Here is a 26567-nt window from a genome sequence, read left to right on the forward strand (position 1 = left end):
AAGAGCGGGTCACACAGGCCGACACGGTCAAAACTGCACATCGAGTATCACGCTATCGGTATAGCTCGTGGCCGGCGGCGTGGCCTGGTCGGTATAGACCTTGGCGTTGTAATTGAATAGCTGGCTTCCGGTCCCGGTGCCCACCCCAGGGTTCACATCGGCATCGCTGCTCGACCTTCTCGCACTCGTCAGCGAACCCCAGCGCACAGCCCCGGCGCTCTTGAAGATGTCGTAGGCCAGGTAGTTGTTGGCCGCAGACTTCATCCGGCGGCGCCCGCCCGCCGCATTCTGGCCGTCATCCAGCCCCACGGTATAGCTGCTGCCCTTGGTGCACGACAAGCTGATGCTCTGGTTCACCGTACCGAACCCCGTCACCACCGGCGCACTGCCAAAGTTGATGTTGGGCGTGGTGATCTGGCAATCGTTGCTTACGGTCAGGCTGACACTCAGGGTCTGGCTGCCAGCACCGATGTCACGACCCAGGCAGAGCGAACCGACACCTATGCCGGAGCAGTAGTTCCAGCTCCAGGCCACGGTCAGATTTTCCCTGTACACCCCGGCCGCGACGTTGCTGCCGATCAGGGTTCTCATGTAGAGCGGCACGGTTTTGGGGGTAGTGCCGTTGAGCAACCCCAGCAAATCCAGGATGCCGTTGCGGGCGAAGTCGAAGGCCACACCTCGGGCGATCGGGTAGCTGGTGCTGTTGTCGGCATACAGGGTGTAGGCGATGACATCACCCGTAGGCCCCACCAAGCCGCCCGAGGCAGGGGTAATGGTGGCGTAGAAGTGATCGCTGGCACTGAGCAGCGTCAGCAGCGAGCCGGTGCATTGCAGCCCCGCGTTAAGGGTAGAGGCAGCCTGTACGTTGGTGCGTACCAGGGTCGAATTGACGGTGCCGAAACCCGCGGGCGAGGTCGGCACCGACGTGCACAAGGCCCAGGCCGAACCCGCCGGCAGCAGCAACCCTGCCCATACCAGGCCGCGGATCACCGAACTCATCGACACACCAACGGGCCGATGAGCGGAATCGAGCCTTCTGCCTGCGGCAAGTCGAAGGCGACCTCGCATTGGCCTGCGCCTTCCAGTTGCACGTGCAGGCGGTTGTGCGGCGACAGGTTTTCCAGGTACACCAGGCCATCCCAGCCGACCACCGCCTGGCTACCACTTTCCTGGTGGGTCACCTTGCTGCCCAGCTTGAGCGGCTGCTGATTGCCATCGACCAATTCAATGCTCGCCGCCAGCACGCGCTTGAGGTCAAACTCCAGCAGGTAGCCGCTGCCACGGCGCACCGCGACGCGCTGCTCCACCTCAGGGGCAAGGATGTCGGGCGGCAGGCCCATGGGGTCGATCTCGTATTTGCCACGGTAGTAGCCGCTGCTATAAGGCACCAACAGGTGACCGCCTTTGTCGGTGCGGCCTATCGCCTGGTTCTCGTAGCGCACCGGCACGTCGGCGTAGCCGCTGGTACTGACCACCACGAAGGCATCGTCGATACGGTTGGCAGCGAAGACGCCAGCGTCCATCCAGACCAGCGAGCCGCTGGCATCGGCCCAGCGGGTCATTTCGCCGCTGCTGCCGTACACACCGGCCTGCAGTTGCACCGACTGCAGGCGCCAGGTGACATCGGCCTGGCGATAGGCGTCGCGGTTGCCGCCTGTGGCATAGCCGAGGTTGTAGCCAACCCCCGTGCCCACCGGTACCGCGCGGCTGTAGTTGACGCGCTGCAGGTCCTGGCCGTCCTTGCTGCGTTCCAGGCTCACGGCAAGCGTGCCGTTGAAGTCGAACGGAATCACCAGTTGCGCCTGCACTGCCCATTGGCTGTCGCCGACTTCGCGGTTGGCCGACAAGTACATGCTGCTGTTGCCCCACAGGGGCTTGCTCCAGCTCAGGTTGATCAGCCGGGTGCGCGTACCGTCCCCAGCGCGCACATCGAAGTAACCGGCTCCGAGGCTGCCGTAGCGATCCAGGTTGAGGCTGAGCGTGACTTGCTCGCTGCGCTGGCTCAATTGCATCTCGGGGGTGTCGACGCGGCTCAGGTCGGTGTAGTCGCCGTGGCGTTGCAGACGCTGATAGCTGAAGCCGATGCGCTGACTGTTGTATTGGTAGCCGAGGGCGAGTTGGTGGCCGTTGTCACTGTCGAACTGGCTCTGCGCCAGCGCGGTATTGAGCACACCGAAGTTGCCCAGGCGCAGGGTGCCACCCAATCCACCGAGCAACAGCGATTCGGCAGTTTCGACATGACTTTCCAGGGTGAAAAAATCACTGACGCCGTGGCGCAGGCTGGCCGAGGCAACACCGGGGCCATACCCGAAGTCCTCCATGGCGTAGTCGCGGCGCAAGCTGCCGGCGGCCACCGAAAAGTCCGTAAGGCCCTTCTGCAACAGGCTGCTGGTAACGTAGAACGGCAAGGTGGTCGACACCTGACGGCCAAGGGCATCGGTGGTGACCACGACCGCTTCGCCGGCCCCATTGATGAACGGCACGTTGGTCAGGGTGTAGGGGCCCGGTTGCAACTCGGTGGTACTGGACTTGTAGCCGTTGATGAACAGATCCAGTGAGGTCGGCACGGCCGCTTCACCGGCGAATGCCGGCAGCGGGTAGGTGACCAGGTCCGGGCGGGCGGCGAAATCGCGTGACAGCTGCAGGCCGCCGACACGCACTGAGCTGGTCCAGGGCAAGGCCGCGGTGACCACGTCACCGGCTTCGTAGGTCAGCAGGCGCTGCTCGTCGGTGAAACGCCAGGTGGTGTCGTAACGCAGGAAGCCCTGACGGCTGGCGCCAGCTTGCGCACCGTTGAATGACTGACGCCACTGGCCGGTGGTGGAGAAGGTTCCCCAACGGTCGAACAGGCGCAGTTCGTTCCAGGCGGCCAGGTAGGTGCCGCCGTCGTCGGTGTCGTTCAGGTACAGGTCATAATTGAACAAGGCGCCAAAGCTGCTGCGCGCATCGCTGGCAGGGTACAGGCTGCGATCACCGACCTGCTGGTCCGGCAGCCAGGCCGGCGGCACCTGCAGCAACAGGCGTTGGTTTTGGCTGTCGTAGTCGGTGTGCAGGCCAGCCACCTCATCCAGTGCCACCTCACCCAGGGGATCGCCCGGCAGCTTGATGCCCGCCGCCCGCAGCACGTCGCTACCCAGGTACAGGCGCCCGGCCCGTTGCTGCACCGGCACCAGCTCAGCCTTGGGCACCTGATTCACCAGCAGGTCGAGGTAGAGCGTGGCGTCGGCGATGGCAGCGGCCTGCGTGGGGGGTGGCGGCAGGTCGTCGGCCACGGCCAGGCTGGGGCTAAGCACGACGAACCCCAGGCACCAGCGGCGCGTTGCCCGCAACAGCCATTTCACACACCGATTCCAACCATTGCCGGGTCCTCCCTGGCCCCTGCCCTTCACTCAGCCGCACGCTCATTGCCCCTGACGGATCGCTTCAGCCGTTTCCTGGCCGTTAACCCTGCCCTTGAGTACGCCACTGCTGCTGGCCGCCACAGGTGCCGGCCAACGCATGCTGGCCCCGGGCAGCACATAGCCGAGCAGGCCCTCGGCCACAGGTCTGGCCTGGCTGCCCTGCTGCACCACCACGTCGGTCAGCCGCGCGTGCACCGGGCCGGTATTACGCAGCTCCACATAGGGCTTGCCTTGAACAGTCACTGGGCGCCAGCTCAACTGCGGCTTGCCGACGCCACTGGCACTGCGCTTGCCGTCCGGGTCGGGTTTACCCCACAAACCTTCGCCATAGACGAACAACGGCACCGAGTAGCGCATCTGCAGGCGGATGGCTGCCGTGGTGCCTTGGTTGGCATTGTCGGTCGGCAGTGGCGAGGGGATCTCATCGATGATGATGCGGTAGGCCTGCTCCTGGCCGGCGGGTGAACTGCCGGTGCGGGTCAGGCGAATCAGTTGCTTCTGGCCTGGGGCAATGGTGGCTACCGGCGGGCTGCCAATGATCTCGCGCTGGGCCTGGAACTGCTCCTGGTAATCGCCCTGGCGCCAGGCGAACACCCGCACCTGCAGACTGGCCGGGGCCGAACCGCGGTTCTCCAACCACAGCGCACCGGCTTTCTGGTCGGCCTCCAGCACCGGGTCGATCGGCCAGATCAGCACCGAAGTTGCCGCCCCCATCGGCAGGCTCGTCAACAGCAGAAACCCGATCACTCCCCGCGCCCACTTCGCGCATGCCCGCATACCACTCTCCTTGGTTGATGCTCAGGTTGCCGGTGCCATCACCAGCTCACCGTCACTTGCACTACATCGCTATAGGTCCCGGCCGGCAGCGTGCCGCTCAGTTGGGTGCGGCCATATACCGGCAGCTTGATCGCCATCGGGTCGCTGTAGCTCACCGTCACGCTCTGGCCGATGCCCAGGGCCTGGGTGTAGGCCGCATCGCGGTATAACTGGTAGGCCAATACCTGCGTGCCGTCGCTGCGCTTGAGGTTGCGCGTGCCGCTGGCCGGGTTCTGGCCGCCATCAAGGCTCATGCTCAGGGTTACGCCCGGCGTGCACTGAAAGGTCACGGTGGTGCCGCCCAGGGACGTGCTGAGAATGCCGGTGGACAATGCCGACTGCGTGCCGAAAATGAGCACCCCATAGCTGGTTACCCCACCGACGACCAAACAGCCGGCAACGATCTGCGCCGAGACCTGGAAGGTGCTGGTGGTGGCCGCATCGAGCGGTGTGGCCAGCAGCAGGCCCAGGCCCACAAGGCAGCCAGCGAGCCCTTCGCGCATGGGGGCGGCTCAGAACGACAGCTCAACGGCCACCGTGTCGGTGTACACCCCCGCCGGTAACCCCGCCTTGCCTCGCGCCTGACCGTACAGGTTGACGGTTTGCGCAACGCCGGTACTGGTCGGCAAGGTAATGGTGCCGTCTATGGCGAGCAGCTGGGTATGCCCGGTGTCGGTATAGAAGTCGTACGCCACGAAGTTACCGTTGCCGTCGGCCAGCGCACGCGTGCCCCCTGTCGACTGGCCATCGTGGGTGCCGGCGCGCACGCGGATCGCTGGGACGGTGCCAGCCGAGCAGAGGATGCTCATCGCGCCGCCGCCACCGCCCAGCACCTGACCGCTGGCGGTGGTGAACAGGGCATCCTGAGTGCCGAAGTTGAGGGAACCAAAGTTCAACCCCGACGTACCGGCACTGCCATTGACCTGGCAGGCTGCAGTCAAGGTCAGGGTCGAGCTGATGGTCCCGGTCACCGTGGCGGCCTGGGCATGGGATGCCAAGGCCAGGCCAAGGCCAGCGAGGATGCAGCGGGTGAGGTTCGTTCGCATGGCGGTCTCCTTGCGTTGTTTACCAGTCCAGGGTCACTCTCAGGGTGTCGCGGTACAGCCCGGCCGGCAGCGCGCGCGGTTGCGCCACCACTACGCCGTAAATAGGAATCGGGATCTGTTGGGCGCTGCTGATGGTGAAGGCGCGGGCCTGGCCGATGCCGTAACGGCTATTGCCGCCGGGGTCGACCGCCAGTTGGTAGGGAATCATCTGGCGACCATTGCTCAAGCGCCGCACGCCATCGCTGCCGTTCAGGCCGCCGTTGATGCGCACGTTGAAAGCCCTGACCTCAGGCGTGCAACTGATTTGCAGGCGGCCCTCGCCACTCACCTCGTCAACCCGGCTACGCAGCGGCTGGTCCCAGTTCGGACCGCGCTCGCCAAAGTCCATCACGCCCGGGTTCCCCAAGGTGGCCGGCGGTTGGTCACCGCTGCTGATCTGGCAAGCTGCGCTGATGACCAGGCGTGCCTGGATGAACCCGGTGGTGGTGCCATGCACCGCACCGCTGGGCAACAACAGCGGGCCGAGTGTCAGCAGCAGAAGCGAAGTGCGGTTCATGGTGTGACGTCCATGTGCAGAGTGGCCTCGCTACCAGGTGACCGTGACTTTGAGCAGGTCGGCGTACTGCCCGGCGCGCGGCACCCAAGCCAACCGGTCGATCCGCGCATACAGCGGCAGTTCAACCGTGCCACTGTCCGGCACCCGCGCCGCCTGGGACACCTCGACAGCCACCGGTTCGCGCCAGGCCGCGTCGCGGTAGAGGCGATAAGGAATGGGCCGGGCCTTGGCATCTTCGCTGGCAAGAAAGCGCAGCTCGCCAGCGCCGCCATGCTGGCCACCGTCGACGCGCACCTGATAAGGCGTGTCGGGATTACATTCCAACCGCGGTGGGCGCTGGCTGAGCAGCACGCCGCTCACCGGTGCACCCGGGCCATCCAGGCGTGCGGTGCTGCCCAGGTCGATTCGACCCAGCGCCTGAGCCCCTGCATCGCGCTGCTGGCCGACCAGCATGCAGCCCCGCTGCACCTGCACCCGCACCTCGACGAGGAAATCCGCCGCAACGGCACAGCCGCCCGGCAAGAGACCCAACAACGCGGCCAGAAAGCGCTCCTTCACCTCGTATTCCTTGTTTGTATAGGGTGAATTTGAGCGTAGCAGCCAGTGGCGCACAAACCGGCTGGCAGACGCCATTCTTTGGTGCTAACGACAAAGACTTAACAGGCCCTCACACAACGTCTTCAACAAATTTTCTGTCGGTACCGAACCCATGAACCTCCCGCGCCTCCAATGGCCATAGGCCGGCAAAGCGGCACGTATTCTGTTACGGTGCAGCACCGCCACAGGGCCGGAATCAGACGCATGCGCCATGCATGGACGAACATGACAGGAGCGTATTCATTGACGACCGCAGACATCGCACTCGCCGAGGCCGTGGAACGCTGCGCCCAGGAGCCGATCCAGGTACCGGGCAGCATCCAGCCGCACGGCTTCATGCTGGTGCTGGACGAGCCAAGCTTGCGCATCCTTCAGGCCAGCGAAAACGTCGAGCGCTGGCTCGGCGTGCCCGCACAGGCGCTGGTAGGGAGCACATTCGCCAGCGTGGTCAGCGGCTGCTTCGACCTGTGCGCGCAGCTCGAGCGCCTGCCCGGCGACCAGGTGTTCCCGTTCCATGTCGGTGATGTGCGCTTGCGCCATGGCGCGCCCTGGATCGACAAGCTGCGCCTGCTGACCCACCGCCACGACCAGGTGCTGATTGCCGAGTTCGAGCCCATACGCTCGCCCTCCAACCTGACCGATCACGACGACTACTACCCGCTGGTACGCAGTTTTGTCGCCAGCCTGACCAACGCCGCAAGCCTGGCGGACCTGCTGCAACAGACGGTACGGCAGATCAAGCGCATTACCGGTTTTGGCCGAGTCAAGGCCTACAGCTTCGACGCCGAGGGCAATGGCGAAGTACTGGCCGAAGAGGCCGATGAGGGTTACCCGCGCTACCTGGGCCTGTGCTTTCCGGCATCGGACATTCCGCGCCAGGCTCGCGAGCTGTACCGGGTGAACCGCATTCGCGTGATCGAAGATGCCAACTATCAGGCCTCGCCGCTGGTACCAGGCACCAACCCGCTTACCGGCAAGCCGTTGGACATGAGTTTCGCCGCCCTGCGCAGCGTATCACCGGTCCATCTGCAGTACATGCGTAACATGGGCACACTGGCGTCGATGTCGCTGTCGATCGTGGTCGACGGGCAGTTGTGGGGCCTGGTGTCGTGCCACCACGAGCAACCGCACCCGGTGGACCTGCGCATCCGCACCGCCTGCGAACTGTTGGCCAGCGTGCTGTCGTTGCAGGTCGAATCACGTGAGTCCCACGCCAAAACCCGCCAATTGCTCGACCTGCGCCAGCACATCGTGCGGATGATTTCGTCCATGGCCGACCACGACAGCGTCAGCGACGGCCTGCGCGCCCTCCCGGATGTGCTGCTGAAATTCACCGGGGCCAGCGGCGCCGCCGTGATCTGCGCCGAACGCTGCGACCTCATCGGCCAGACGCCGCCCGCGGCGCAGGTCAATGCTCTGGTACACTGGCTGGCCCAGCGCGGTGAAGAGACTGTGTTTCACAGCGACAACGTAACCCGTGACATCGATGAACTGCCCGAACTGGCGCAGCATGCCGGTGGCGTACTGGCGGTGGCTATCTCGCAAATTCATTCGCACTACTTGCTGTGGTTCCGCCCCGAGCAGGCGCGCACCGTGCACTGGGCCGGGCGGCCGGAAAAGCAGGTCGGGGCCCATGGTGCGCTCAGCCCGCGGCACAGTTTCGAGCATTGGCAGGAGCAGGTCAGCGGGTATTGCGAACCTTGGGACCCGCTGGTCATCGAAGGCGTGCAAGAGCTGCGCACCGCCGTGTTCGGCATCGTCCTGCGCAAGGCCGAGGAGATGGCCCAGCTGGCCAACGAACTGCGCCGCTCGAACAAGGAACTCGAAGCGTTCAGCTACAGCGTGTCCCATGACTTGCGTGCACCGTTGCGGCATATCGCCGGTTACACCGAACTGCTCAGCGAGATCGAAGGCCAGGAGCTGAGCGAACGCGGCCGGCGCTTTCTGACGCATATCGAGGAGGCCGCGCATTTCGCCGGCAGCCTGGTGGACAACCTGCTGAACTTCTCGCAGATGGGCCGTTCGGCGCTGCGCCTATCGGACGTCGACCTCAATGCCCTGGTCGAAACCATCCGCCAGGACCTGGCGCCTGACTATGAAGGGCGTGAGATCATCTGGGACATCGCCGCGCTGCCCAAGGTGATCGCCGACCCGGCGTTCATCAACCTGGCGCTGCACAACCTGATCGCCAACGCCATCAAATACACCCGTGGCCGCGAACCTGCACGCATTGAAATCGGTGCCTGCGAGCACGCCGAGGAAACCGAGGTCTATATTCGCGATAATGGTGTCGGCTTCGACATGGCCTATGCCAACAAGCTGTTCGGTGTGTTTCAACGCCTGCACCGCATGGAAGACTTCGAGGGCACCGGGATCGGCCTGGCCAGCGTGCGGCGCATCATCGAGCGCCATGATGGCCGCGTCTGGGCCCAAGGCCAGGTCGACCAAGGCGCCAGTTTCCATTTCACCCTTCCCCGTCATCCAGAGACTACCTGAGGCACCCGTACCATCATGCTCAAACCTATCCTGCTGGTAGAAGACAACCCCCGGGACCTGGAGCTCACGCTCCTGGCCCTGGAGCGCAGCCAGTTGGCCAACGAAGTCATCGTCCTGCGCGACGGTGCCGACGCCCTCGACTATCTGCTGCGACGCAACGCCTATGCCGAACGCGACGACGGTAATCCCGCAGTGTTGCTGCTGGACCTGAAACTGCCCAAGGTCGACGGCCTTGAAGTGCTCAAGGAGGTGCGTGGCACGCCCGAACTGCGCAGCATCCCTACGGTGATGCTGACCTCCTCGCGGGAAGAGCCCGACCTGCTGCGCGCCTATGAACTCGGGGTCAATGCCTACGTGGTCAAGCCGGTGGAGTTCAAGGAGTTCGTCGCGGCAATTTCAGACCTTGGCGTGTTCTGGGCCGTGCTCAACGAACCCCCACCCGGCTCGCTGCGCCTGACCCGGCGTGGCAGCAACTGAGGCCCGCCGCGAAGATGCTGCCAACGCCGCTGAAACTGTTGATGGTCGAAGACAGCTCGATGGATGCCGAGCTGACCCTGCTGGGCCTGGAGCGCAGCGGGCTGCAGTTGCAGTCGCACCTGGTATTCGACCATGTTGCCGCCGAGCAAGCCCTGCGCGAGGCCAGCTATGATCTGATCCTCTGTGACTGCGTGCTGCCCGGCTCCTCCGGCACCGACGTCCTGGCCATCGCCCAGCGCCTGGCGCCGGACACACCGTTCATTTTTCTTTCGGGCATCTACGGTGAAGAACATGCCGTAGAGATGATCCGCCTGGGCGCCACCGATTATGTGCTGAAAAAGAACCTGCCACTGCTGCCCAAGGCGGTGCGCAGGGCGCTGACCGAAGTACAGGAGCGCCAGCGTCGGCGCCGCGCCGAGGAAGCGCTGGCCGACGTCGAGGCGCGCGCACGTATCGCCATCGACGCCGCCGGCATGGGCACCTGGGACCTGCGCCCGCAAGAAGACCTGCTGGTCTGGGATGATCGCTGCAAGATCCTGTTCGGCCTACCGGTCGATACCGAGATGAGCCTGGAGGTGTTCTACGCCGGCATCCACCCCGACGACCTGCCACAGGTGCGCAATGCAGTGGAACACGCCATGCGCCCGGACAGCGACGGCCTGTACTGGGTCGAGTTCCGTAGCGCCCAGGCCAATGGCTTGGAGCCGCGCTGGCTGCTTAGCAGCGGCCAGTGCCAGTTCGTCGACGGCCAGTGCACACGCTTTTCCGGGGTTCTGCAGGACATCCACGCCCAGCGCCTGGCCACCCAGGCGCTCAAGCAACTCAATGAGATGCTCGGCGAGCGTGTCGAGCGCCGCACCCGCGAACGTGACCGCGCCTGGGAGTTGTCGCAGGACTTGCTTGCGGTGCTCAACAAAGACCTCACGCCGGTGGCGCTCAACCCCGCCTGGGAGGCCAGCCTGGGCTTCTCGCGCGAGCGGCTAAGCCAGACCTCGCTGCTGCAATTGCTGCCAGAGCCTGACCAGGAGTCGCTGCTGACCGAGTTGGCCGCTCTCGCCCACGGCCGTACCAGTGCCCGTTTCGTCGGCCGTATCCAGCATGCCGGAGGCCAGTTGCGCTGGCTGTCGTGGGTGGTAGTACCGGAGGACACGCTGCTTTATGCGGTGGCCAGGGACATCACCAGCGAGCGCGAAACAGCCCTGGGCCTTGCTGAGGCCAACGACCGCCTGCGCGAGCAGATCACCGAGCGTGAACGCATCGAGGCGGCGCTGCAGCAGATGCAGCGCCTGGAAGCGGTTGGCCAGCTTACCGCCGGGGTCGCCCACGACTTCAACAACCTGCTTACAGTCATCCTCACCGGCACCAGCTTCCTTGAGCGCGACCTGGACAAGGGTGATCTGGACAAGGCCAGAACGCGCCTCAAGCATGTGCGCGAGGCGGGTGAGCGGGGAGCCAAGCTGACCTCGCAGTTGCTCGCCTTCTCTCGCCGCCAGCGCCTGGAGCCGGTGCCGTTGAACCTCAACCGTACCTTGGGCGGCCTGGAAGAATTGCTGCGCCGCACCCTGGGCGGCAGCATTTCCGTGCGCCTGGACCTGGACCACACCCTGTGGCAAGCGCTGACCGACCCGACCCAGACCGAGATGATCATTCTCAACCTGGCGATCAATGCCCGGGATGCCATGCCCGAGGGCGGGCAGCTTACCCTCTCGACCCGCAACACCCGCATCAAGGCCCGCCCCCAGCGCCCGGAAGATCCGGAGCCAGGCGAATACGTGATGCTGAGTATCCGCGACACCGGCTGCGGCATGAACGAAGACGTGCTGGCCAAGGTCTTCGAACCTTTCTTTACGACCAAGGACATCGGCAAGGGTTCTGGCCTGGGCCTGGCACAGGTGTTCGGCTTTGCCAAGCAGTCCGGCGGTGGCGTGCGCATCGATACCGAACCTGGGCATGGCACCCAGGTCGCTGTGTACCTGCCTGCGGTCAAACATGAGGTAGCGCCGGTGGCCGTGCTGCCGACGGTGCCCCAATCGGTCGGCGACAGTGGCCGTAATCGCACTGTATTGCTGGTAGATGACGACCACCTGGTGCGTGACATGCTCGGGGATGTATTGCGCCAGTATGGCTACCAGGTGCATCAGGCACACAATGGCGAACAGGCACTGGCGCTGCTGGACGAGGGGATCGACCTGTTGCTGACCGACTTCGCCATGCCCGAATTCAACGGCGGCCAGTTGGCCCTGGCGGCGCGCGAACGGCACCCGAAGTTGCCCGTGGTGTTTTTGACCGGCTATGCAGAACTGCAGGGGCTGGAGCTGCCTGACAGTCTGGTGATTCAAAAGCCGGTGCAAGCCGAAGAGTTGGCCCGGGCGCTTGATGAACTGTTGCGGGTTGCCAGGTAGCGCCAGGTAAACCCGTTCCACAGGCGCGCCGACCTGTTGGAACGGGTTCAACCCGCCAACGGCTTGGCGCGCACGACAGAAACGGAAGATCCCAGCGCGGGCGTCGCCTGCACTGAATCAAGAATGGGTATTTGAACGAGAGAAAATGGCAGGGGCGGCTGGATTCGAACCAACGCATGGCAGGATCAAAACCTGCTGCCTTACCGCTTGGCGACGCCCCTGTATCGGATGCAGCGATGGCTGCTCTGACCATTCCAATGGTGTGACAACTGGGTTGTTGTCTTGGAATGCGCGGCACTTTAACAACATTCTTTTCACCTGGGAAGCACTTTTTGAAAAAAAATGCTTTAAAACAGCAAGTTAGTGCCCTTTGCCGTGGTGCGTAGGGTTAGCGGGGTAACCACCCGTCGTTTTTCCACCGCTTCACGCCAACACAATCACTTATCGCCTTTCCAATCAGGTAAGCCAATTGCGCCTACCAAGGAGGACCCCATGCCCGTTTCCCACGATCTGTACCAGGACCTGCATTACCCGCGTGAAATCGTGCAACAGCGCCGCCAACAGGACAAACACCTCGACCGCCTGCTGGACGAGTACATGGACATCGACAACCAGGTTCTGGCCGCCGAATCGATTTCGGCGGGCAACTTCCAGGATGATGACTTGCGCCAGCTAAAGGAACGCCGCCTGACCATCAAGTACATGATCGAACGTCAACTGGAACGCAAAGGCTGAGCAGTCGCTCCCGGCATCCACATCGCAGCACTTTTCCACTGTTAAAAAGGAACGCCCTCGGGCAAGCTGCGCCCTGCCCTGTCATTGCCAAGGAGCTCAGCGGTGCCCGCCTGGATCCCTACCTCGCTACTTCAGCTCGGCCAGCGCAAACGCGCCGCTTCGCCCAGCGATAGCCCACTGCTCGGTTGGTTCGAGGACACGGCACGCAGCCGCGGCTACCAGCTGAGCGCCGGCCAGCGCCGGGTCATTCAGTGCATGGCCGAGCAACTTGCGCAATTGCAGGGCGGCCAACCGCGCAGCCTGTATCTGTACGGCGCGGTTGGCCGCGGCAAGAGCTGGTTGCTGGACGGCTTTTTCCAGGCGGTACCGGTGCAGGCCAAGCAGCGCCTGCATTTTCATGACTTCTTCGCCCGCCTGCACCAGGGCATGCACCGCCACCGTTCCCTGGACGATGCCCTGGGCGCAACACTGGACGAACTGCTCGGCAATTGCCGGGTCTTGTGCTTCGACGAGTTCCATGTGCATGACATCGGCGACGCCATGCTGCTTACACGCTTGTTCAATGCCTTGTTCGCCCGTGGCATCTTCCTGCTGGTGACCTCCAACTACGCGCCCGAAGGGCTGTTGCCCAACCCGCTTTACCACGAGCGCTTCTTGCCGGTGATCCGCCTGATCAATGGCCGCATGGACGTGCTCGAGGTGGGCGGCGATACCGATTTTCGCAGCCTGCCCGCCAACCGTGAACACCAGCGCTTTACCCAGGGGCACTATGTGTGGCCCGGTAATGCCGCGCAGCGCCAGGCGCTGAAGGTGCCCGCCGTGCAACCGCTTACGCTGGACGTCAATAAACGCAACCTGCGGGCGCTGCACAGCGCCGACAGACAGGTGATGTTCGCCTTCGACGACCTGTGCGAGCAGCCCACGGCGGTGATCGATTACCTGCAGCTTGCCCGCCAGTACGATGCCTGGGTCATCGACGGGCTGGATGATTTATCGCAATGCTCGCTGGCGGCGCAACAGCGTTTCATCAACCTGGTGGACGTGCTGTATGACCAGGACCGGCACGTGACGGTGATCGGCCGGCGACCGCTGGAGCAAAGCCTGGATGGCGCAATCGCCGACCTGATGCGGACCCGCAGCAGGCTGGGGCAGTTGCATCAGGTAGGTCCTGAATGACCTGGCCTTGTATGGCAAAAGGGCCGCACCGCGGCCCCACCAACAATCACCCAGCCCGAGGCAAGTCCGCCAGCACCGCCTCGATCTCCCCCAGCACCGCCGGGTCGTCCAGGGTCGAAGGCGGCACATAGGCCTGGCCATCGGCAATCTTGCGCAGCACCGCCCGCAGGATCTTCCCGGAACGGGTCTTGGGCAGCCGCTTGACCAACCGCACGCGGTTGAAACACGCCAGCGCCCCGATCGCTTCGCGCACACTGCCCACCAGTTCGACCAGCAACTGCGGTTCGGCGATGCCCTCGCCATCCTTGAGCACCACCAGCGCCAACGGCACCTGCCCCTTGATCGCGTCGTGCACGCCGATCACCGCGCACTCGGCCACCGCCGGGTGACGCGCTACCAGGTCTTCCATCTCGCCGGTGGACAGGCGATGGCCGGAGACATTAATCACATCGTCGGTTCGGCCCATGATGTAAACGAAGCCATCGTCATCGAGGTAGCCACCATCGCCGGTGTGGTAATAGCCAGGGTAGGTGCGCAAGTAAGCCTGCAGGTAGCGCTCGTGGTCGCCCCACAAGGTCTGGCTGCAACCGGGTGGTAGCGGCAGGGCGATAACGATTGAACCTTGATGGCCAGGGCCGAGCAGGTGCCCCTCGTCGTCCAGCACGCGCACGTGGTAGCCCGGTACCGCGCGGTTGCTCGACCCGGGGCGCGCCGCGCTGCCATCAAGCCCCACGCACGGTGCGGTAACCGGCCAGCCGGTCTCGGTCTGCCACCAGTGGTCATGCACTGGCTTGCCGCTGACCCGTTCCAGCCATTCGTGGGTGCTGGAATCGAGCTTTTCCCCGGCCAGGAACAGTTGCCGCAGGGAGCTGAGGTCGTGTCGGCGGATCATTTCACCGTCCGGGTCTTCCTTGCGGATCGCCCGCATGGCGGTGGGTGCGCAGAACAGCGCGTTGACCCGGTATTGCTCGACCACACGCCAATACGCCGAGGCATCGGGCGTGCGAATGGGCTTGCCTTCGTAGAAAACCGTGGTGCAGCCGCTCATCAGCGGCCCGTAGACGATCAACGAATGGCCAACCACCCAGCCGACATCGGAAATGCCCCACCACACGTCGCCCGCTTGCATGCCATAAATGTGGCGCATGGCGTAACACAACGCGACCGCGTTGCCGCCGTTTTCGCGAACGATGCCTTTGGGTTTACCTGTGGTCCCGGAGGTGTACATGATGTACAACGGGTCGGCCGCATCCAGCTCGACCGGGGCCACCGGCTCGGCGCCGTGCAGTGACGCCTGCCAGTCCAGGTCACGGCCCGGCTGCAACAGGGCGCGCGCCTGCGGGCGTTGCAGCACCAGCACATGGCGCGGTTGGTGCCGGGCCACCTGCAAAGCACGATCGACCAGCGGCTTGTACTCGATCACCCGGTCGAACTCCAGGCCGCAAGAGGCCGTCAGCAACAACGCCGGGCGCGCATCGTCGATGCGCAGGGCCAGCTCGTTGGCGGCAAAACCGCCAAATACCACCGAGTGCACCGCACCGATGCGGGCACAGGCGAGCATGGCCATGGCCGCCTGGGGCACCATGGGCATGTAGATGATCACCCCATCCCCTTTGCCCACTCCCAACTGGCGCAGCAGGCCGGCCAGGCGCGCCACTTCGTCACGCAGCTGGTTGTAGCTCAAACGCTGCTGCGTGCCGGTTACCGGCGAGTCATAGATCAACGCTGTCTGCTCGCCGCGGCCTTGCTCGATCTGGTGGTCGAGGGCCAGGTAGCAACTGTTCAGGCGCCCATCGGCAAACCAGCGGTGGGTACCGTCGGGGTTTTCCTGCAGGGTAAGGGCAGGTTTGCGGTACCAGGCCAGGTGGTTGGCCTGTTCGGCCCAGAAGGCGGCAGGGTCGGCAATGGAGTGGGCGTAGCTGTGCTGATAAGTCATGTTGAGGAAAACCCGGTACTTGTTGTTATTGAAGGGCGAATCCTGAGTATGGACCGCCCCGCCGGGCCTGCCATGGGACTTAAGTCACAACCGACCTGCAAATTTGCAGACAGCGCAAATGCGCCCCATCACGGGGCAAAGCCTCTAGAATAGGCCACCTTTCGTGCAACAGAGCAGCCCATGGATATCGATCAGGCCCGAACCTTTCTGGAAATCGTGCGTTGCGGCAGCCTGGTCGCCGCCGCCGAACGCCTGTTCGTGTCACAGACGGCCATCACCGCCCGCGTGCAGCGCCTGGAACAGCAACTGGGCTGCCAGTTGTTCGTGCGTAGCCGCAACGGCGCCAGCCTGACCAGCGACGGTGAAGCCTTTGTCAGCTATGCCAACCAGCTGGTACAGACGTGGGAGGCAGCGCGCCGCGACCTGCCGTTGCCCCAGGGCTGCCAGCAGGTGCTGCACATCGCAGGCGAGGTAAGCCTGGGTAACCCGATGATGCTCGAATGGGTCAGCGCGCTGCACCGCGAGTTGCCCAGCCATGCCATCCGCAGCGAGGTGAGCGACGGTGAATCATTGCTACGCAAGGTGGAGATGGGCCTGCTGGACGCCGCGCTGGTGTACCAGCCAACCTACGGCCCAGGCCTTCAGGTGGAGCAGTTGATGGAGGAAAAACTGATTCGCGTGCGCCGGGTCGGTAAACCGGAGCCGTATATCTATATCGACTGGGGCGAGGCGTTCCGCCGTCAGCACGATGCGGCGTTGCCAGACTGCGCGCGCCCGACGCTGAGTTTCAACCTCGGGCCGCTGGCCCTGCAGTTCATCCTCGACCAGGGCGGCAGTGGTTATTTCCGTACCCGTGTAGTGCAGGCCTACCTGGACAGCGGGGTCTTCGAGCGCGTGCCGCAAGCCCCGGAATTCACTTACCCGACCTTTCTGGTGTACCCACGCAAGCGCGACAGCGAAGCCCTGCAGCAGGCCTTTGCCGTGCTGCGTCGGCTGGTGGCAGCCGGCGCCAGCGACTGGTCACAACGCTGGGACCCGCTGATCTGAACCATTGCCCGCGGCACTGAGCAACTGGCGTTTGAGGCCGGCGATCAAGTCGGTCTGGGTAATCACGCCAACCAGCAGGCCGTTTTCGAGTACAGGCAGGCAGTGCAGGCCCTGCTCACACAGCAGCGGCAGCAAACGCTCCAGCGGATGCTCGCCACTGACACTGACCACGCGCCGGCTCATCACCTGTTCCATGCGCACGGCCTTGCGGTTGAACAGGCCGCGCCAGGTGAACCGGCCACGCTGCATGGCCGGGCCGACCAGGTCGCTGAGGCTGACGATACCCACCAGCTTGCCCTGCTGCAGCACCGGCAAGGTCTTCAAGTGGTGGTTGTCGAGCATTTTCCAGGCCTGCTCCAGGGTTGTGTCGGGCGTGGCGAACTGCACATCGCGGGACATCACCGAAGCGGCAGTGATGCCGCCGAGGCTGCGCTGCAGGGCATGCTGTTCGGTGGCCAGAATGATGCGTTCGAGTTCGTCACGGGTCACATCGACGAACTCACCCAGTTCTTCCAAGGCCTGGTCCAGGTCCGCGCCGCTGATGCCGACACGCTGGCTGGGCAGTGGGTCATGGGTGTGGTGCAGGTCTTTGCGCGGCGCCACACCCTTGGGGTAGCGCACACCGGTCATGCGGTTGTACAGCACCGCCACCGTCACCAGGATCAGCGCGTTGAGCAACACCGGTTCGAGCAGGTGATCCCCCATCGCCGTCAGCCCCGAGTCAGCCAGCACCGCGCTCACCGCCACACCGCCGCCCGGTGGGTGCAGGCAACGTAACAGGCACATCACCAGGAGCGAGAGGCCCAGCGCAGCCGCCGCCACCCATAGTTCAGGGCCAAAGCCCTCGCGCATGGCCAGGCCCACCGCACCGGCCAAGGCATAGCTGCCCACCACCGGCCAGGGCTGGGCCAATGGCCCGGAATGCACGGCAAACACCAGCACCGCCGATGCGGCCAAAGGGCCCAGCAGGTGCAAGGCGATGCTTGGCCCGTAGGCCATGCTGGTCAGCCAGCCGGCGAGGAACAGGCCGAGCAGCGCGCCGATGCCCGCGCGCAGCCATTGTTTGGGAGGGATATTCAGAGGTGCCGGCAGCAGCCGCTGCAGAAGACGTTCGGAGCGCGAGGCAGACATTTGCAAGATCGTATTCGTAGTACTTCGGATTAAAAAGAAAGCCCAGCAGAAGAGGCCTGGGCCCTAGGGGGTTCCGTCCGTGGAGAGATGGAAACCGGGAGGTTTCGTGAGGATGATTGTGCCGGTTGGCGACAGGCTGGGGCCAATTCAAAAAAATGAGGCTGTACTGCAATTTTTTTGCAGTGCTGTCAGGGGCACCGCGCCAATCAACGCACTTTGCGCGGCAACGCAAGACTTACCCGCAATCCGCCCAACGGGCTCTCCAACAGTGCCAAGGTCCCACCCCAGGCTTCGACGATATCGCGCACGATACCCAGCCCCAACCCATGCCCATCAACCTGTTCATCCAACCGCGAGCCGCGCTCCAGCACCTGCAGGCGCTGGCCTGCAGGAATCCCCGGGCCATCATCGTCGACCCAGACCTGGTAGCTATTTTCAGCAGGCGCAATCCCCAGCCGCACCTCGCTGTCCGCCCACTTGCAGGCGTTGTCCAGCAGGTTGCCCAACAGCTCCAGGAAATCCTCGCGGTCCCACGGCAACAGCAGCCCGGGCGGTACATCCCGCTCCAGCAGCAGCCCTTCGCCATGGATCATCCCCAAGGTGGCAAGCAACCCCGGCAATTCAGCGTCACAGTCGAACTGCGCGCCGGGCAGCGCATCGCCGGCCAAACGCGCGCGGTTCAGTTCGCGCGCCAGGCGTTGCTGAATCTGTTCAAGCTGCTCGCGCAGTTGCACACGCACGTCGGGCAGGGCCTGCAGACGCTCGCTGGCCGCCAGGCTCAGCAACACCGCCAACGGTGTCTTCAGCGCGTGCCCGAGGTTGCCCAAGGCATTGCGTGAACGGCGCAAGCTGTCCTCGGTATGGCTCAGCAGATGGTTGATCTGGTCCACCAACGGTGCCAATTCGCTGGGCACCTGGGCATCGAGCTGTGAGCGCTGGCCTTGCTGCAACTGGGCAATCTGCTGGCGAGCGCGTTCCAATGGCCGCAGCGAGCGGGTAACGGTGATACGTTGCAGCACCAGCACCAGCACCAGCGCCACCAGCCCCATGCCCAGGCCGATCTGCTGCAGGCGCCTGAAGCCCTCGCGCACCGGGGAATAGTCTTGGGCCACGGTGATCGAAATGTCCTGGCCCAAGCGCCGGTAGTCGGCACGCAACGCCAGCAGTTGCTGCCCTTCCGGGCCCAGTTCGTGGCTATCGGAAAGGCCCTGCGCTGAGGGTTTGGGCATATCCAGGTCCCACAGCGAGCGCGAGCGCCAGGTACCCTGGTCGAAATCGATTCGGAAGTAGTAGCCCGAAAATGGACGCTGATAAGCCGCGGAGATACGCCGTTCATCCAGCTGCAAGCCCGCTGGCCCGCGCACCAGCGCCACCAGCAGGTTTTCGCTCTCCTTGCGCAGGCCGTTTTCCAGGTAGCGCTGCATGCCCGCCTCGAACAGCCACAACGTGAGCTGCGCGAGCACCACCCCAACGACCACCAGCACGGCTACCAGGCCCAGGCTAAGGCGCGCCTGGATCGACTTCATTCGCTGTGCCCGGCGTACAGGTAACCTTGCCCGCGGCGCGTCTCGATGACACTGCGGCCCAGCTTGCGACGCAGGTGGTTGACGTGGACTTCGAGCACATTGGAGTCGCGCTCGGTTTCACCGTCGTACAGGTGCTCGGCCAGGTGGCTCTTGGACAGGATCTGCTGCGGGTGCAGCATGAAGTAGCGCAGCAGGCGGAACTCGGCGGCGGTGAGCTGGATATCCACCCCGTCGCGGCTCACGCATTGGCGGCCTTCATCCAGGTGCAGGCCGGCCGCTTCGAGCGTCGGCTGGTTGGCCAGGCCGCGGGCGCGGCGCAACAACGCCTGGATGCGCAACTGCAGCTCTTCGGGGTGGAAGGGTTTGCTCAGGTAGTCGTCAGCTCCGGCCTTCAGCCCTTCGATACGCTCAGCCCAGGAACCCCGCGCGGTGAGGATCAGCACCGGCGTGGCAAGGCCACCGGCACGCCACTGGCCCAGCACCTCCAAACCCGGCAACCCCGGCAGGCCGAGGTCAAGAATGATCAGGTCGTAGGGTTCGCTCTGTCCCTGGTACACCGCATCACGGCCATCGGCCAGCCAGTCGACGGCATAGCCCTGGCGCTGCAGGGCAGTAGTCAGTTCGTCAGCCAGGGGAACGTTGTCCTCAACAAGCAACATGCGCATTCAGTCGTCTTCCTCGTCTTTGAGCAGGGCACCGGTGCTGGCGTCGAGTTTGATCTCGCGTACCACGCCTTGCGGGGTCAGCAGCTCGACTTCGTATTCGTAGCGGTCATCGTCCTCTTCCAGCTCGGCCTCCAACAGACGCGCCCCGGGGTAACGCCCCAGGGCGGTCTCAAGCAGTTGTTCGAGCGGCAGGATGATACCTTTCTGGCGCAGCCTGAGGGCTTCATCCTGGTCCAGGTCACGGGCAACGGCCAGGGAGCAGACGGCCAGCAGCGAGAGCGCCAGGTAACGCGCTGGCCGGGGTAAGTGAATCATCAGTGGTCCTGTTCGTCCTTGAGCACCTCACCGGTCTTGGCGTCCAGGGCAACGTCCCATTCGACGTTCTGTGGGTCGCGCAGCTCGACCTTGTAGATGTAGCGGCCGTATTCGTTTTCCAGTTCGGAATCCTTGACGGTGGCGCCGGGGTGCTTGGCCACGGCAGCGGCCTTGAGCTCATCCAGCGACTTGATGGTCTTTTCGTTGACCAGCTTGACCACTTCGTCAGGCTGGACGTCCTTGGCCAGGGCGATGTTGGCACCGAAAGCGAGTGCAGCGGCAGTGAACAGGGCAGTCAACGTTTTCATGGGGTCTCTCCAGCGAGATGTGCAATGGGTCTACGGGGTTAAGATTAACCACCGGTCCTTAACTCAACCTGAAAACATTTGGCGCCATGATAGCGCAGCCGACGGTCGCGTTCAGGCCTTATACTGTCCGGCTAGCCGGCCCCGAGGTCTTCCATGAGCGCCATTCACATCAAATTTCCCGCCTTGACGTTCAAGGCCGGCCAGCGTGCCCTGCGACAGATCCGCGAGCGCGGCCTGCAGGCGGCCGATGTCGGTGTGCTGCCCGGCGCGGCGGGTGGGCCCAAGCCCCTGGGCATCCAGGGCCTGGACCTGGCGCTGTTCGGCGAATGGTTGCCATCGGCGCCACGTCAGCGCGCCTTGATTGGCGCCTCGATCGGCTCGTGGCGCTTTGCCAGTGCCTGCCTCGACGATCCGGTCGAGGGCATCCGGCGCCTGGGCGAACTGTATACCGAGCAGGATTTCGCCAAGGGTGTCACGCCCAGCGAGATCAGTCGCAGCTGCCAACAGATGCTCGACGACCTGCTGCAGGGCCGCGACCGGCAGATCCTCGCCAACCCGCACTATCGCCTGAACGTGCTGGTGGTCAAGAGCCATGGGCAACTGGCCCACGACCATCGCGGCCGTCTGGGCATGGGCCTGGGCTCGGTGATCGCAAACAATCTGCTGGGCCGCTCGCGCCTGAGCCGGCACTTCGAACGTATCATCCTGCACGACGAGCGCGCTGCACCACCGCTCGATGCGCTCACCGACTTCCCCTCACGTTGCCTGCCCCTGGCCCTGACCAACCTGCGCCATGCCCTGCTCGCTTCGGGCTCGATCCCGATGGTGATGGAAGGCGTACGCGACATCCCCGGTGTGGGTACCGGCACCTACCGTGACGGTGGCCTGCTCGACTATCACCTCGACCTGCCCTACCGCGGCGACGACTTGGTGCTCTACCCCCACTTCACCGACAAGGTGGTGCCCGGCTGGTTCGACAAGGCCCTGCCGTGGCGCAAGGGCGATGCCACGCGCCTGCAGAACGTGCTGCTGCTGACGCCGTCGCCGCAATACCTGGCCGCCCTGCCCTTCGGCAAACTGCCCGACCGCAACGATTTCAAACGGTTCCTGGGCGACGCCCCGAGCCGCAAACGCTACTGGTACAAAGCCATCGCCGAAAGCCAGCGCCTGGGCGACGAACTGCTAGAGCTGATCACCACCGGGCGGCTGCAGGATCAGTTGCAAGCCTTGTAGCGGCCATGCTGGTAGACTGCGCGCATCATTGATACACACAGAGTTCTGACAGCGTGGAAATCTTCAAGGAATTTACGTTCGAATCGGCCCACCGCCTGCCCAACGTGCCCGCCGGGCACAAGTGCGGCCGCCTGCACGGCCACTCGTTCAAGGTCGGCCTGCACCTGACCGGCCCGCTCGACCCGCACACTGGCTGGATACGCGACTTTTCCGAGATCAAGGCCATCTTCAAGCCGATCTACGAGCAGCTGGACCACAACTACCTGAACGACATCCCCGGCCTCGAGAACCCCACCAGCGAAGTCATCGCCAAGTGGATCTGGGAGCAGGTCAAGCCGTTACTTCCAGAATTGTCCAAGGTGCGCATCCACGAGACCTGCACCAGTGGCTGCGAGTACACCGGCGATTGAGCCCACGTTCAGCCAACCTGATGCCGCGCGGCGCTCAGGTTGGCTGGCACTCAGATTTCCTCGAAGTGGTGAGGAATGCTGAGTATTTCCATGGCAATCAAACCGGCCTCGCCTTTGCGCGTGTTGAAAAAGTGATCCCCGTAATAGCTGAAGCGCTTGAGCTCGCCCCCATCCGGTGTCACCCACTGCAGGTTGAATTGCCGCTCGCCCCGCTTCAACTCCCGGCCCAGGCCATCGATCGTCCATAGCCGGCTGCCTTGCGGTTTGCGTAGGGCGGCAGCTGGCGCATCGGCTGCCCAGATGCCAACGTAGCCCGACAGGAAACTGGCGTTGCCGTCCAGCACCCAGTTGGAGAGGGTCCACACCCGGTCTGCCGGCCTGATGTCGTAATAGCGTGTTTTTTCATCACTGACGCTGCCCTTGGTGTAGGCACCAAACCAGAACAGTTCGTAGTATTGCTGCGTCGATGACGGGTAATCCAACGGGGCGAGGTGCTTTTCCAGCACGCCATCCTTTTCACTCTGCAGGTACCTGTCCCAATGCCCGCGGGCACCTTGGCTGCCTGATTCGACCCAAAGAGCCGCCAACCGGTCTTGCGCATCGGCCCACGTCTGCGGCCCGACACTGATGCGCGAGCCCTGCCACCAGCAGCGGGCCAGAAAGGTTTCACGGGGGTTGAAGATGTACTCGCTCATGCTGACTCTCCTCAGTCAGGCCATTGAGCTTCTACCCTAGGCAACGGCGGGTGAGCCAGGCACCAGGAAGTACCTCACTCCAAGGTCTGCTTGAGGAACGCGGGTGCGATGTAGCGCTGGTAGTGCGCTTCGGACAACAGGAAGAACTCACGGTCGATGGCATCGCGCAGCTGCGGCAGGTCCCAATCGCGGAACTCGGGCAGCAAGACCATCCCATACGCTTCCAGATCGCGGATCATCCGCGCCCCGCGGGCAATCAGCTGGTATGCCCAGCAATACTCAGACTGTTGCTCGACGAAGCGGATCGAGCGCTGCTGCAACTGCTGGCGCAGCAGGCCTTTGTCGAACACCTCGAGCTTGGCCATCATCACCTGCGCCAACAGCTGCTCGAGGCGTAGCCAGACGGCGCGCTTCTGCGCATCGTCGTAGCCGTTCCAATGGATCACTTCATGGTGGAAACGCTTGCAGCCACGGCAGACCGTGTCTCCGTACACCGTAGAGCAAAGGCCGACGCAAGGGGTCTTGATGGACGAGTTGGACATGGAAAAACAACGGCTTGGCGGTGGAACACAGGCCCATGTTAGCCCTTTGTCTAACCAGGGTCACTCGTTAAAGTCATGTTCGCCGCCTTACGTTCGGGCTTTTTTTGCCGTAGAATCATCCCGCCTTTTCAAGGCAACAATGTCCGTTGGAAGCTGTTTTCAAAGCGTCACGAGCACAGTTCATCCGGTAGAACGGCGTTGGCCCGGGCCATGCACCCTCGCATGCCCGCGCCAGCCCTCATCAGCTCCCGTTCTGCAGGCGTAAAACTTTGAAAGCAGCTTCTGTAAGGATTCTCTGCGACCCTGGCTGGGCGGCTCAAAAAGCCGTGATTGCGCATGGGTGCATTGAATGCTGGATGAGCGTCCCGGACTCCCTTTAGGGACCACTGATGAGGGTAATAACTGTGCTTGAAGCCTACCGCAAACACATCGAAGAGCGTGCCGCCCTGGGTATCGTGCCCCAGCCGCTGAACGCCGAACAAACTGCAGGCCTGGTCGAGCTGCTGAAAAACCCGCCGGCCGGCGAAGAAGCCTTCCTCGTAGACCTGATCACCAACCGCGTTCCGCCAGGGGTGGACGAAGCCGCCTACGTCAAGGCTGCATTCCTCTCCGCCGTCGCCAAGGGCGAAGCCACGTCGCCTCTGATCGACCGCAAGCACGCCACCGAACTGCTGGGCACCATGCAGGGCGGCTACAACATCGAAACGCTGGTCGCGCTGCTGGATGACGCCGAACTGGGCGCCGTCGCGGCCGAACAGCTCAAGCACACCCTGCTGATGTTCGATGCCTTCCACGATGTGGCCGAAAAAGCCAAGGCTGGCAACGCCCACGCCAAGGCCGTGCTGGAGTCCTGGGCTGCTGGCGAGTGGTTCACCTCGCGCCCGGCCATCGCCGACAAATACACCCTGACCGTGTTCAAGGTGCCAGGCGAAACCAACACCGACGACCTCTCCCCTGCCCCGGACGCCTGGTCGCGCCCTGACATCCCGCTGCACGCCCTGGCCATGCTGAAGATGGCCCGCGACGGCATCGAGCCACAGCAGCCTGGTTCGGTCGGCCCGCTGGAGCAGATCGAAGCGGTCAAGGCCAAGGGCTTCCCGGTCGCCTACGTCGGTGACGTGGTCGGTACTGGCTCCTCGCGTAAATCGGCTACCAACTCGGTGCTGTGGTTCTTCGGCGACGACATCCCCTACGTGCCGAACAAGCGCGCGGGTGGCTTCTGCTTCGGCACCAAGATCGCCCCGATCTTCTACAACACCATGGAAGACGCCGGCGCCCTGCCGATCGAGTTCGACTGCACCAACCTGGCCATGGGCGACGTCATCGACGTGTACCCATACAAAGGTGAAGTACGCCGTCACGACAGCGACGAACTGGTCACCAACTTCGAGCTGAAAACCGAAGTACTGCTTGACGAAGTCCGCGCTGGCGGCCGTATCCCGCTGATCGTCGGCCGTGGCCTGACCGAAAAAGCCCGCGCCGAGCTGGGCCTGGGTGCCTCGGACCTGTTCAAGAAGCCAGAACAACCTGCCGATTCCGGCAAGGGCTTCACCCTGGCACAGAAAATGGTCGGTCGCGCCTGCGGCCTGCCAGAAGGCCAGGGCGTGCGTCCAGGCGCCTACTGCGAACCGAAGATGACCACCGTCGGTTCCCAGGACACCACCGGCCCGATGACCCGCGACGAGCTGAAAGACCTGGCGTGCCTGGGCTTCTCCGCCGACCTGGTCATGCAGTCGTTCTGCCACACCGCGGCTTATCCTAAGCCAATCGACGTCACCACCCACCACACCCTGCCAGACTTCATCCGCACCCGTGGCGGCGTGTCGCTGCGCCCAGGCGACGGCATTATCCACAGCTGGCTGAACCGCATGCTGATGCCGGACACCGTCGGTACCGGTGGTGACTCGCACACCCGCTTCCCGATCGGCATCTCGTTCCCGGCCGGTTCCGGCCTGGTGGCCTTCGCCGCCGCCACCGGCGTCATGCCGCTGGACATGCCAGAGTCGATCCTGGTGCGCTTCAAGGGCAAACTGCAACCCGGCATCACCCTGCGTGACCTGGTCCATGCCATCCCTTACTACGCCATCCAGAAGGGCCTGCTGACCGTCGAGAAGAAGGGTAAGAAAAACGCCTTCTCCGGCCGCATCCTGGAGATCGAAGGCCTCAACGACCTGACCGTCGAGCAGGCTTTCGAGCTGTCCGACGCCTCGGCCGAGCGTTCCGCTGCCGGTTGCACCATCAAGCTGCCGGAAAAGGCCATCGCCGAATACCTGCAGTCCAACATCACCCTGCTGCGCTGGATGATCGGCGAAGGCTACGGCGATGCCCGCACCCTGGAGCGCCGTGCCCAGGCCATGGAAGCCTGGCTGGCCAAGCCTGAGCTGCTGTCGGCCGACGCCGATGCCGAATACGCCGAGATCATCGAAATCGACCTGGCCGACGTCAAGGAGCCTGTGCTCTGCGCGCCGAACGACCCGGATGATGCCCGCCTGCTGTCCTCGGTACAGGGCGAGAAGATCGACGAAGTGTTCATCGGTTCGTGCATGACCAACATCGGCCACTTCCGTGCTGCCGGCAAGTTGCTGGACAAGGTCAAGGGCGGCATTCCGACCCGTCTGTGGCTGGCTCCGCCAACCAAGATGGACGCCCACCAGCTGACCGAAGAAGGCTACTACGGCATCTACGGCAAGGCCGGTGCACGCATGGAAATGCCAGGCTGCTCGCTGTGCATGGGTAACCAGGCACGTGTGCAGACCGGTTCGACCGTGGTTTCCACCTCGACCCGAAACTTCCCGAACCGTCTGGGCGACGCGACCAACGTGTACCTGGCCTCGGCCGAGCTGGCTGCAGTCGCTTCGATCATCGGCAAGCTGCCGACCGTCGAAGAGTACATGCAGTACGCCAAGGACATCGACAGCATGGCTGCCGACGTCTACCGCTACCTGAGCTTCGACCAGATTGCCGAGTTCCGTGAAGCGGCAGCCAACGCCAAGATCCCAGTGGTCCAGGCGTAAGCGATTGTAAGTAGCAAGCAAAAGCCCCGGCAGTGATGCCGGG

General features: G+C 63.8%; 24 protein-coding genes and 1 tRNA gene. 9 read left to right on the forward strand and 16 right to left on the reverse strand.

Going from position 1 to position 26567, the window contains the following annotated elements:
* Positions 1-27: 27 nt before the first annotated feature.
* From APH34_RS14320 to APH34_RS14350, 7 genes are all read right to left on the reverse strand, one after another.
* Positions 28-999, reverse strand: a complete 972-nt coding sequence (locus APH34_RS14320) for a spore coat U domain-containing protein (protein WP_054901689.1) — start codon at positions 997-999, stop codon at positions 28-30.
* Positions 996-3332 (reverse strand): fimbria/pilus outer membrane usher protein, encoded by a 2337-nt coding sequence (locus APH34_RS14325; protein WP_371263306.1) that lies wholly within the window; start codon positions 3330-3332, stop codon positions 996-998. Before APH34_RS14325 ends, APH34_RS14320 begins: the two co-directional genes overlap by 4 nt.
* 69 nt (positions 3333-3401) lie before the next feature.
* Positions 3402-4178, reverse strand: a complete 777-nt coding sequence (locus tag APH34_RS14330; protein WP_054901691.1) for a molecular chaperone — start codon at positions 4176-4178, stop codon at positions 3402-3404.
* A gap of 38 nt (positions 4179-4216) precedes the next feature.
* A complete protein-coding gene (locus APH34_RS14335; RefSeq protein WP_054901692.1) occupies positions 4217-4720 on the reverse strand; it encodes a spore coat U domain-containing protein in 504 nt (167 codons plus the stop codon).
* A 9-nt stretch (positions 4721-4729) separates the two neighbouring features.
* A complete protein-coding gene (locus tag APH34_RS14340) occupies positions 4730-5263 on the reverse strand; it encodes a spore coat protein U domain-containing protein (protein ID WP_054901693.1) in 534 nt (177 codons plus the stop codon).
* Between the two features lie 19 nt (positions 5264-5282).
* On the reverse strand, positions 5283-5819 hold the full coding sequence (locus APH34_RS14345) for a spore coat U domain-containing protein (RefSeq protein WP_054901694.1): 537 nt from the start codon (positions 5817-5819) through the stop codon (positions 5283-5285).
* Between the two features lie 30 nt (positions 5820-5849).
* Positions 5850-6377: a spore coat U domain-containing protein gene (locus APH34_RS14350; protein WP_054901695.1), complete on the reverse strand. Its 528-nt coding sequence runs from the start codon at positions 6375-6377 to the stop codon at positions 5850-5852.
* Positions 6378-6641: 264 nt separating this feature from the next.
* On the opposite strand from APH34_RS14350, the gene APH34_RS14355 reads away from it, so the two are divergent.
* The 3 genes from APH34_RS14355 to APH34_RS14365 are packed head-to-tail and all read left to right on the forward strand — an operon-like array spanning position 6642 to position 11791.
* The gene (locus APH34_RS14355) at positions 6642-8912 is read left to right on the forward strand and encodes an ATP-binding protein (protein WP_054901727.1); all 2271 of its coding nucleotides are present in this window, start codon (positions 6642-6644) and stop codon (positions 8910-8912) included.
* 15 nt (positions 8913-8927) lie between these two features.
* Positions 8928-9389, forward strand: coding sequence for a response regulator (locus tag APH34_RS14360; RefSeq protein ID WP_054901696.1), 462 nt, complete (start codon positions 8928-8930; stop codon positions 9387-9389).
* Positions 9390-9403: 14 nt separating this feature from the next.
* Positions 9404-11791: a hybrid sensor histidine kinase/response regulator gene (locus APH34_RS14365; RefSeq protein WP_054901697.1), complete on the forward strand. Its 2388-nt coding sequence runs from the start codon at positions 9404-9406 to the stop codon at positions 11789-11791.
* Between the two features lie 146 nt (positions 11792-11937).
* On the opposite strand, the gene APH34_RS14370 is transcribed toward APH34_RS14365, so the two are convergent.
* Positions 11938-12012: transfer RNA gene (locus APH34_RS14370), tRNA-Gln, on the reverse strand.
* A gap of 271 nt (positions 12013-12283) precedes the next feature.
* On the opposite strand from APH34_RS14370, the gene APH34_RS14375 reads away from it, so the two are divergent.
* Both APH34_RS14375 and zapE read left to right on the forward strand, forming a co-directional pair.
* Positions 12284-12526, forward strand: coding sequence for a hypothetical protein (locus APH34_RS14375; protein ID WP_054901698.1), 243 nt, complete (start codon positions 12284-12286; stop codon positions 12524-12526).
* A 102-nt stretch (positions 12527-12628) separates the two neighbouring features.
* On the forward strand, positions 12629-13702 hold the full coding sequence (gene zapE, locus APH34_RS14380) for a cell division protein ZapE (protein WP_054901699.1): 1074 nt from the start codon (positions 12629-12631) through the stop codon (positions 13700-13702).
* Positions 13703-13748: 46 nt separating this feature from the next.
* Here zapE and APH34_RS14385 read toward each other — a convergent pair whose 3' ends face one another.
* Complete coding sequence (locus APH34_RS14385) at positions 13749-15638, reverse strand: propionyl-CoA synthetase (RefSeq protein ID WP_054901700.1); 1890 nt, start codon at positions 15636-15638, stop codon at positions 13749-13751.
* A gap of 180 nt (positions 15639-15818) precedes the next feature.
* On the opposite strand from APH34_RS14385, the gene APH34_RS14390 reads away from it, so the two are divergent.
* Positions 15819-16685 carry a LysR family transcriptional regulator gene (locus APH34_RS14390; protein ID WP_054901701.1) on the forward strand — a complete coding sequence of 289 codons (867 nt, stop codon included), beginning with the start codon at positions 15819-15821 and terminating at the stop codon, positions 16683-16685.
* Here the strand turns inward: APH34_RS14390 and APH34_RS14395 are convergent.
* The 5 genes from APH34_RS14395 to APH34_RS14415 all read right to left on the reverse strand — a co-directional run bounded on the left by APH34_RS14395 (position 16659) and on the right by APH34_RS14415 (position 20630).
* Positions 16659-17816, reverse strand: a complete 1158-nt coding sequence (locus APH34_RS14395) for an HPP family protein (protein ID WP_054901702.1) — start codon at positions 17814-17816, stop codon at positions 16659-16661. The two genes, APH34_RS14390 and APH34_RS14395, sit on opposite strands and share 27 nt — an antisense overlap.
* 206 nt (positions 17817-18022) lie before the next feature.
* Positions 18023-19342, reverse strand: a complete 1320-nt coding sequence (locus tag APH34_RS14400) for a sensor histidine kinase (RefSeq protein WP_054901703.1) — start codon at positions 19340-19342, stop codon at positions 18023-18025.
* A complete protein-coding gene (locus tag APH34_RS14405) occupies positions 19339-20007 on the reverse strand; it encodes a response regulator transcription factor (protein WP_054901704.1) in 669 nt (222 codons plus the stop codon). The genes APH34_RS14400 and APH34_RS14405 overlap by 4 nt, the downstream gene beginning before the upstream one ends.
* On the reverse strand, positions 20008-20322 hold the full coding sequence (locus tag APH34_RS14410; protein ID WP_054901705.1) for a PepSY domain-containing protein: 315 nt from the start codon (positions 20320-20322) through the stop codon (positions 20008-20010).
* Positions 20322-20630 (reverse strand): PepSY domain-containing protein, encoded by a 309-nt coding sequence (locus tag APH34_RS14415; RefSeq protein ID WP_054901706.1) that lies wholly within the window; start codon positions 20628-20630, stop codon positions 20322-20324. The genes APH34_RS14410 and APH34_RS14415 overlap by 1 nt, the downstream gene beginning before the upstream one ends.
* Positions 20631-20783: 153 nt before the next feature.
* On the opposite strand from APH34_RS14415, the gene APH34_RS14420 reads away from it, so the two are divergent.
* Both APH34_RS14420 and queD read left to right on the forward strand, forming a co-directional pair.
* The gene (locus tag APH34_RS14420; RefSeq protein WP_054901707.1) at positions 20784-21863 is read left to right on the forward strand and encodes a patatin-like phospholipase family protein; all 1080 of its coding nucleotides are present in this window, start codon (positions 20784-20786) and stop codon (positions 21861-21863) included.
* A 53-nt stretch (positions 21864-21916) separates the two neighbouring features.
* Positions 21917-22273: a 6-carboxytetrahydropterin synthase QueD gene (gene queD, locus APH34_RS14425; RefSeq protein ID WP_054901708.1), complete on the forward strand. Its 357-nt coding sequence runs from the start codon at positions 21917-21919 to the stop codon at positions 22271-22273.
* 50 nt (positions 22274-22323) lie between these two features.
* Here queD and APH34_RS14430 read toward each other — a convergent pair whose 3' ends face one another.
* Positions 22324-22968, reverse strand: a complete 645-nt coding sequence (locus APH34_RS14430; protein WP_054901709.1) for a hypothetical protein — start codon at positions 22966-22968, stop codon at positions 22324-22326.
* Between the two features lie 74 nt (positions 22969-23042).
* The gene (locus APH34_RS14435) at positions 23043-23510 is read right to left on the reverse strand and encodes a DUF1289 domain-containing protein (RefSeq protein WP_054901710.1); all 468 of its coding nucleotides are present in this window, start codon (positions 23508-23510) and stop codon (positions 23043-23045) included.
* 404 nt (positions 23511-23914) lie between these two features.
* Between APH34_RS14435 and acnB the strand changes: the two genes are divergently transcribed.
* The gene (acnB, locus tag APH34_RS14440; RefSeq protein ID WP_054901711.1) at positions 23915-26524 is read left to right on the forward strand and encodes a bifunctional aconitate hydratase 2/2-methylisocitrate dehydratase; all 2610 of its coding nucleotides are present in this window, start codon (positions 23915-23917) and stop codon (positions 26522-26524) included.
* Positions 26525-26567 lie beyond the last annotated feature (43 nt).

Origin of the sequence: Pseudomonas sp. NBRC 111131 (genome assembly GCF_001320525.1) — a bacterium.
GTDB classification, from domain to species: Bacteria; Pseudomonadota; Gammaproteobacteria; order Pseudomonadales; family Pseudomonadaceae; genus Aquipseudomonas; species Aquipseudomonas ceruminis.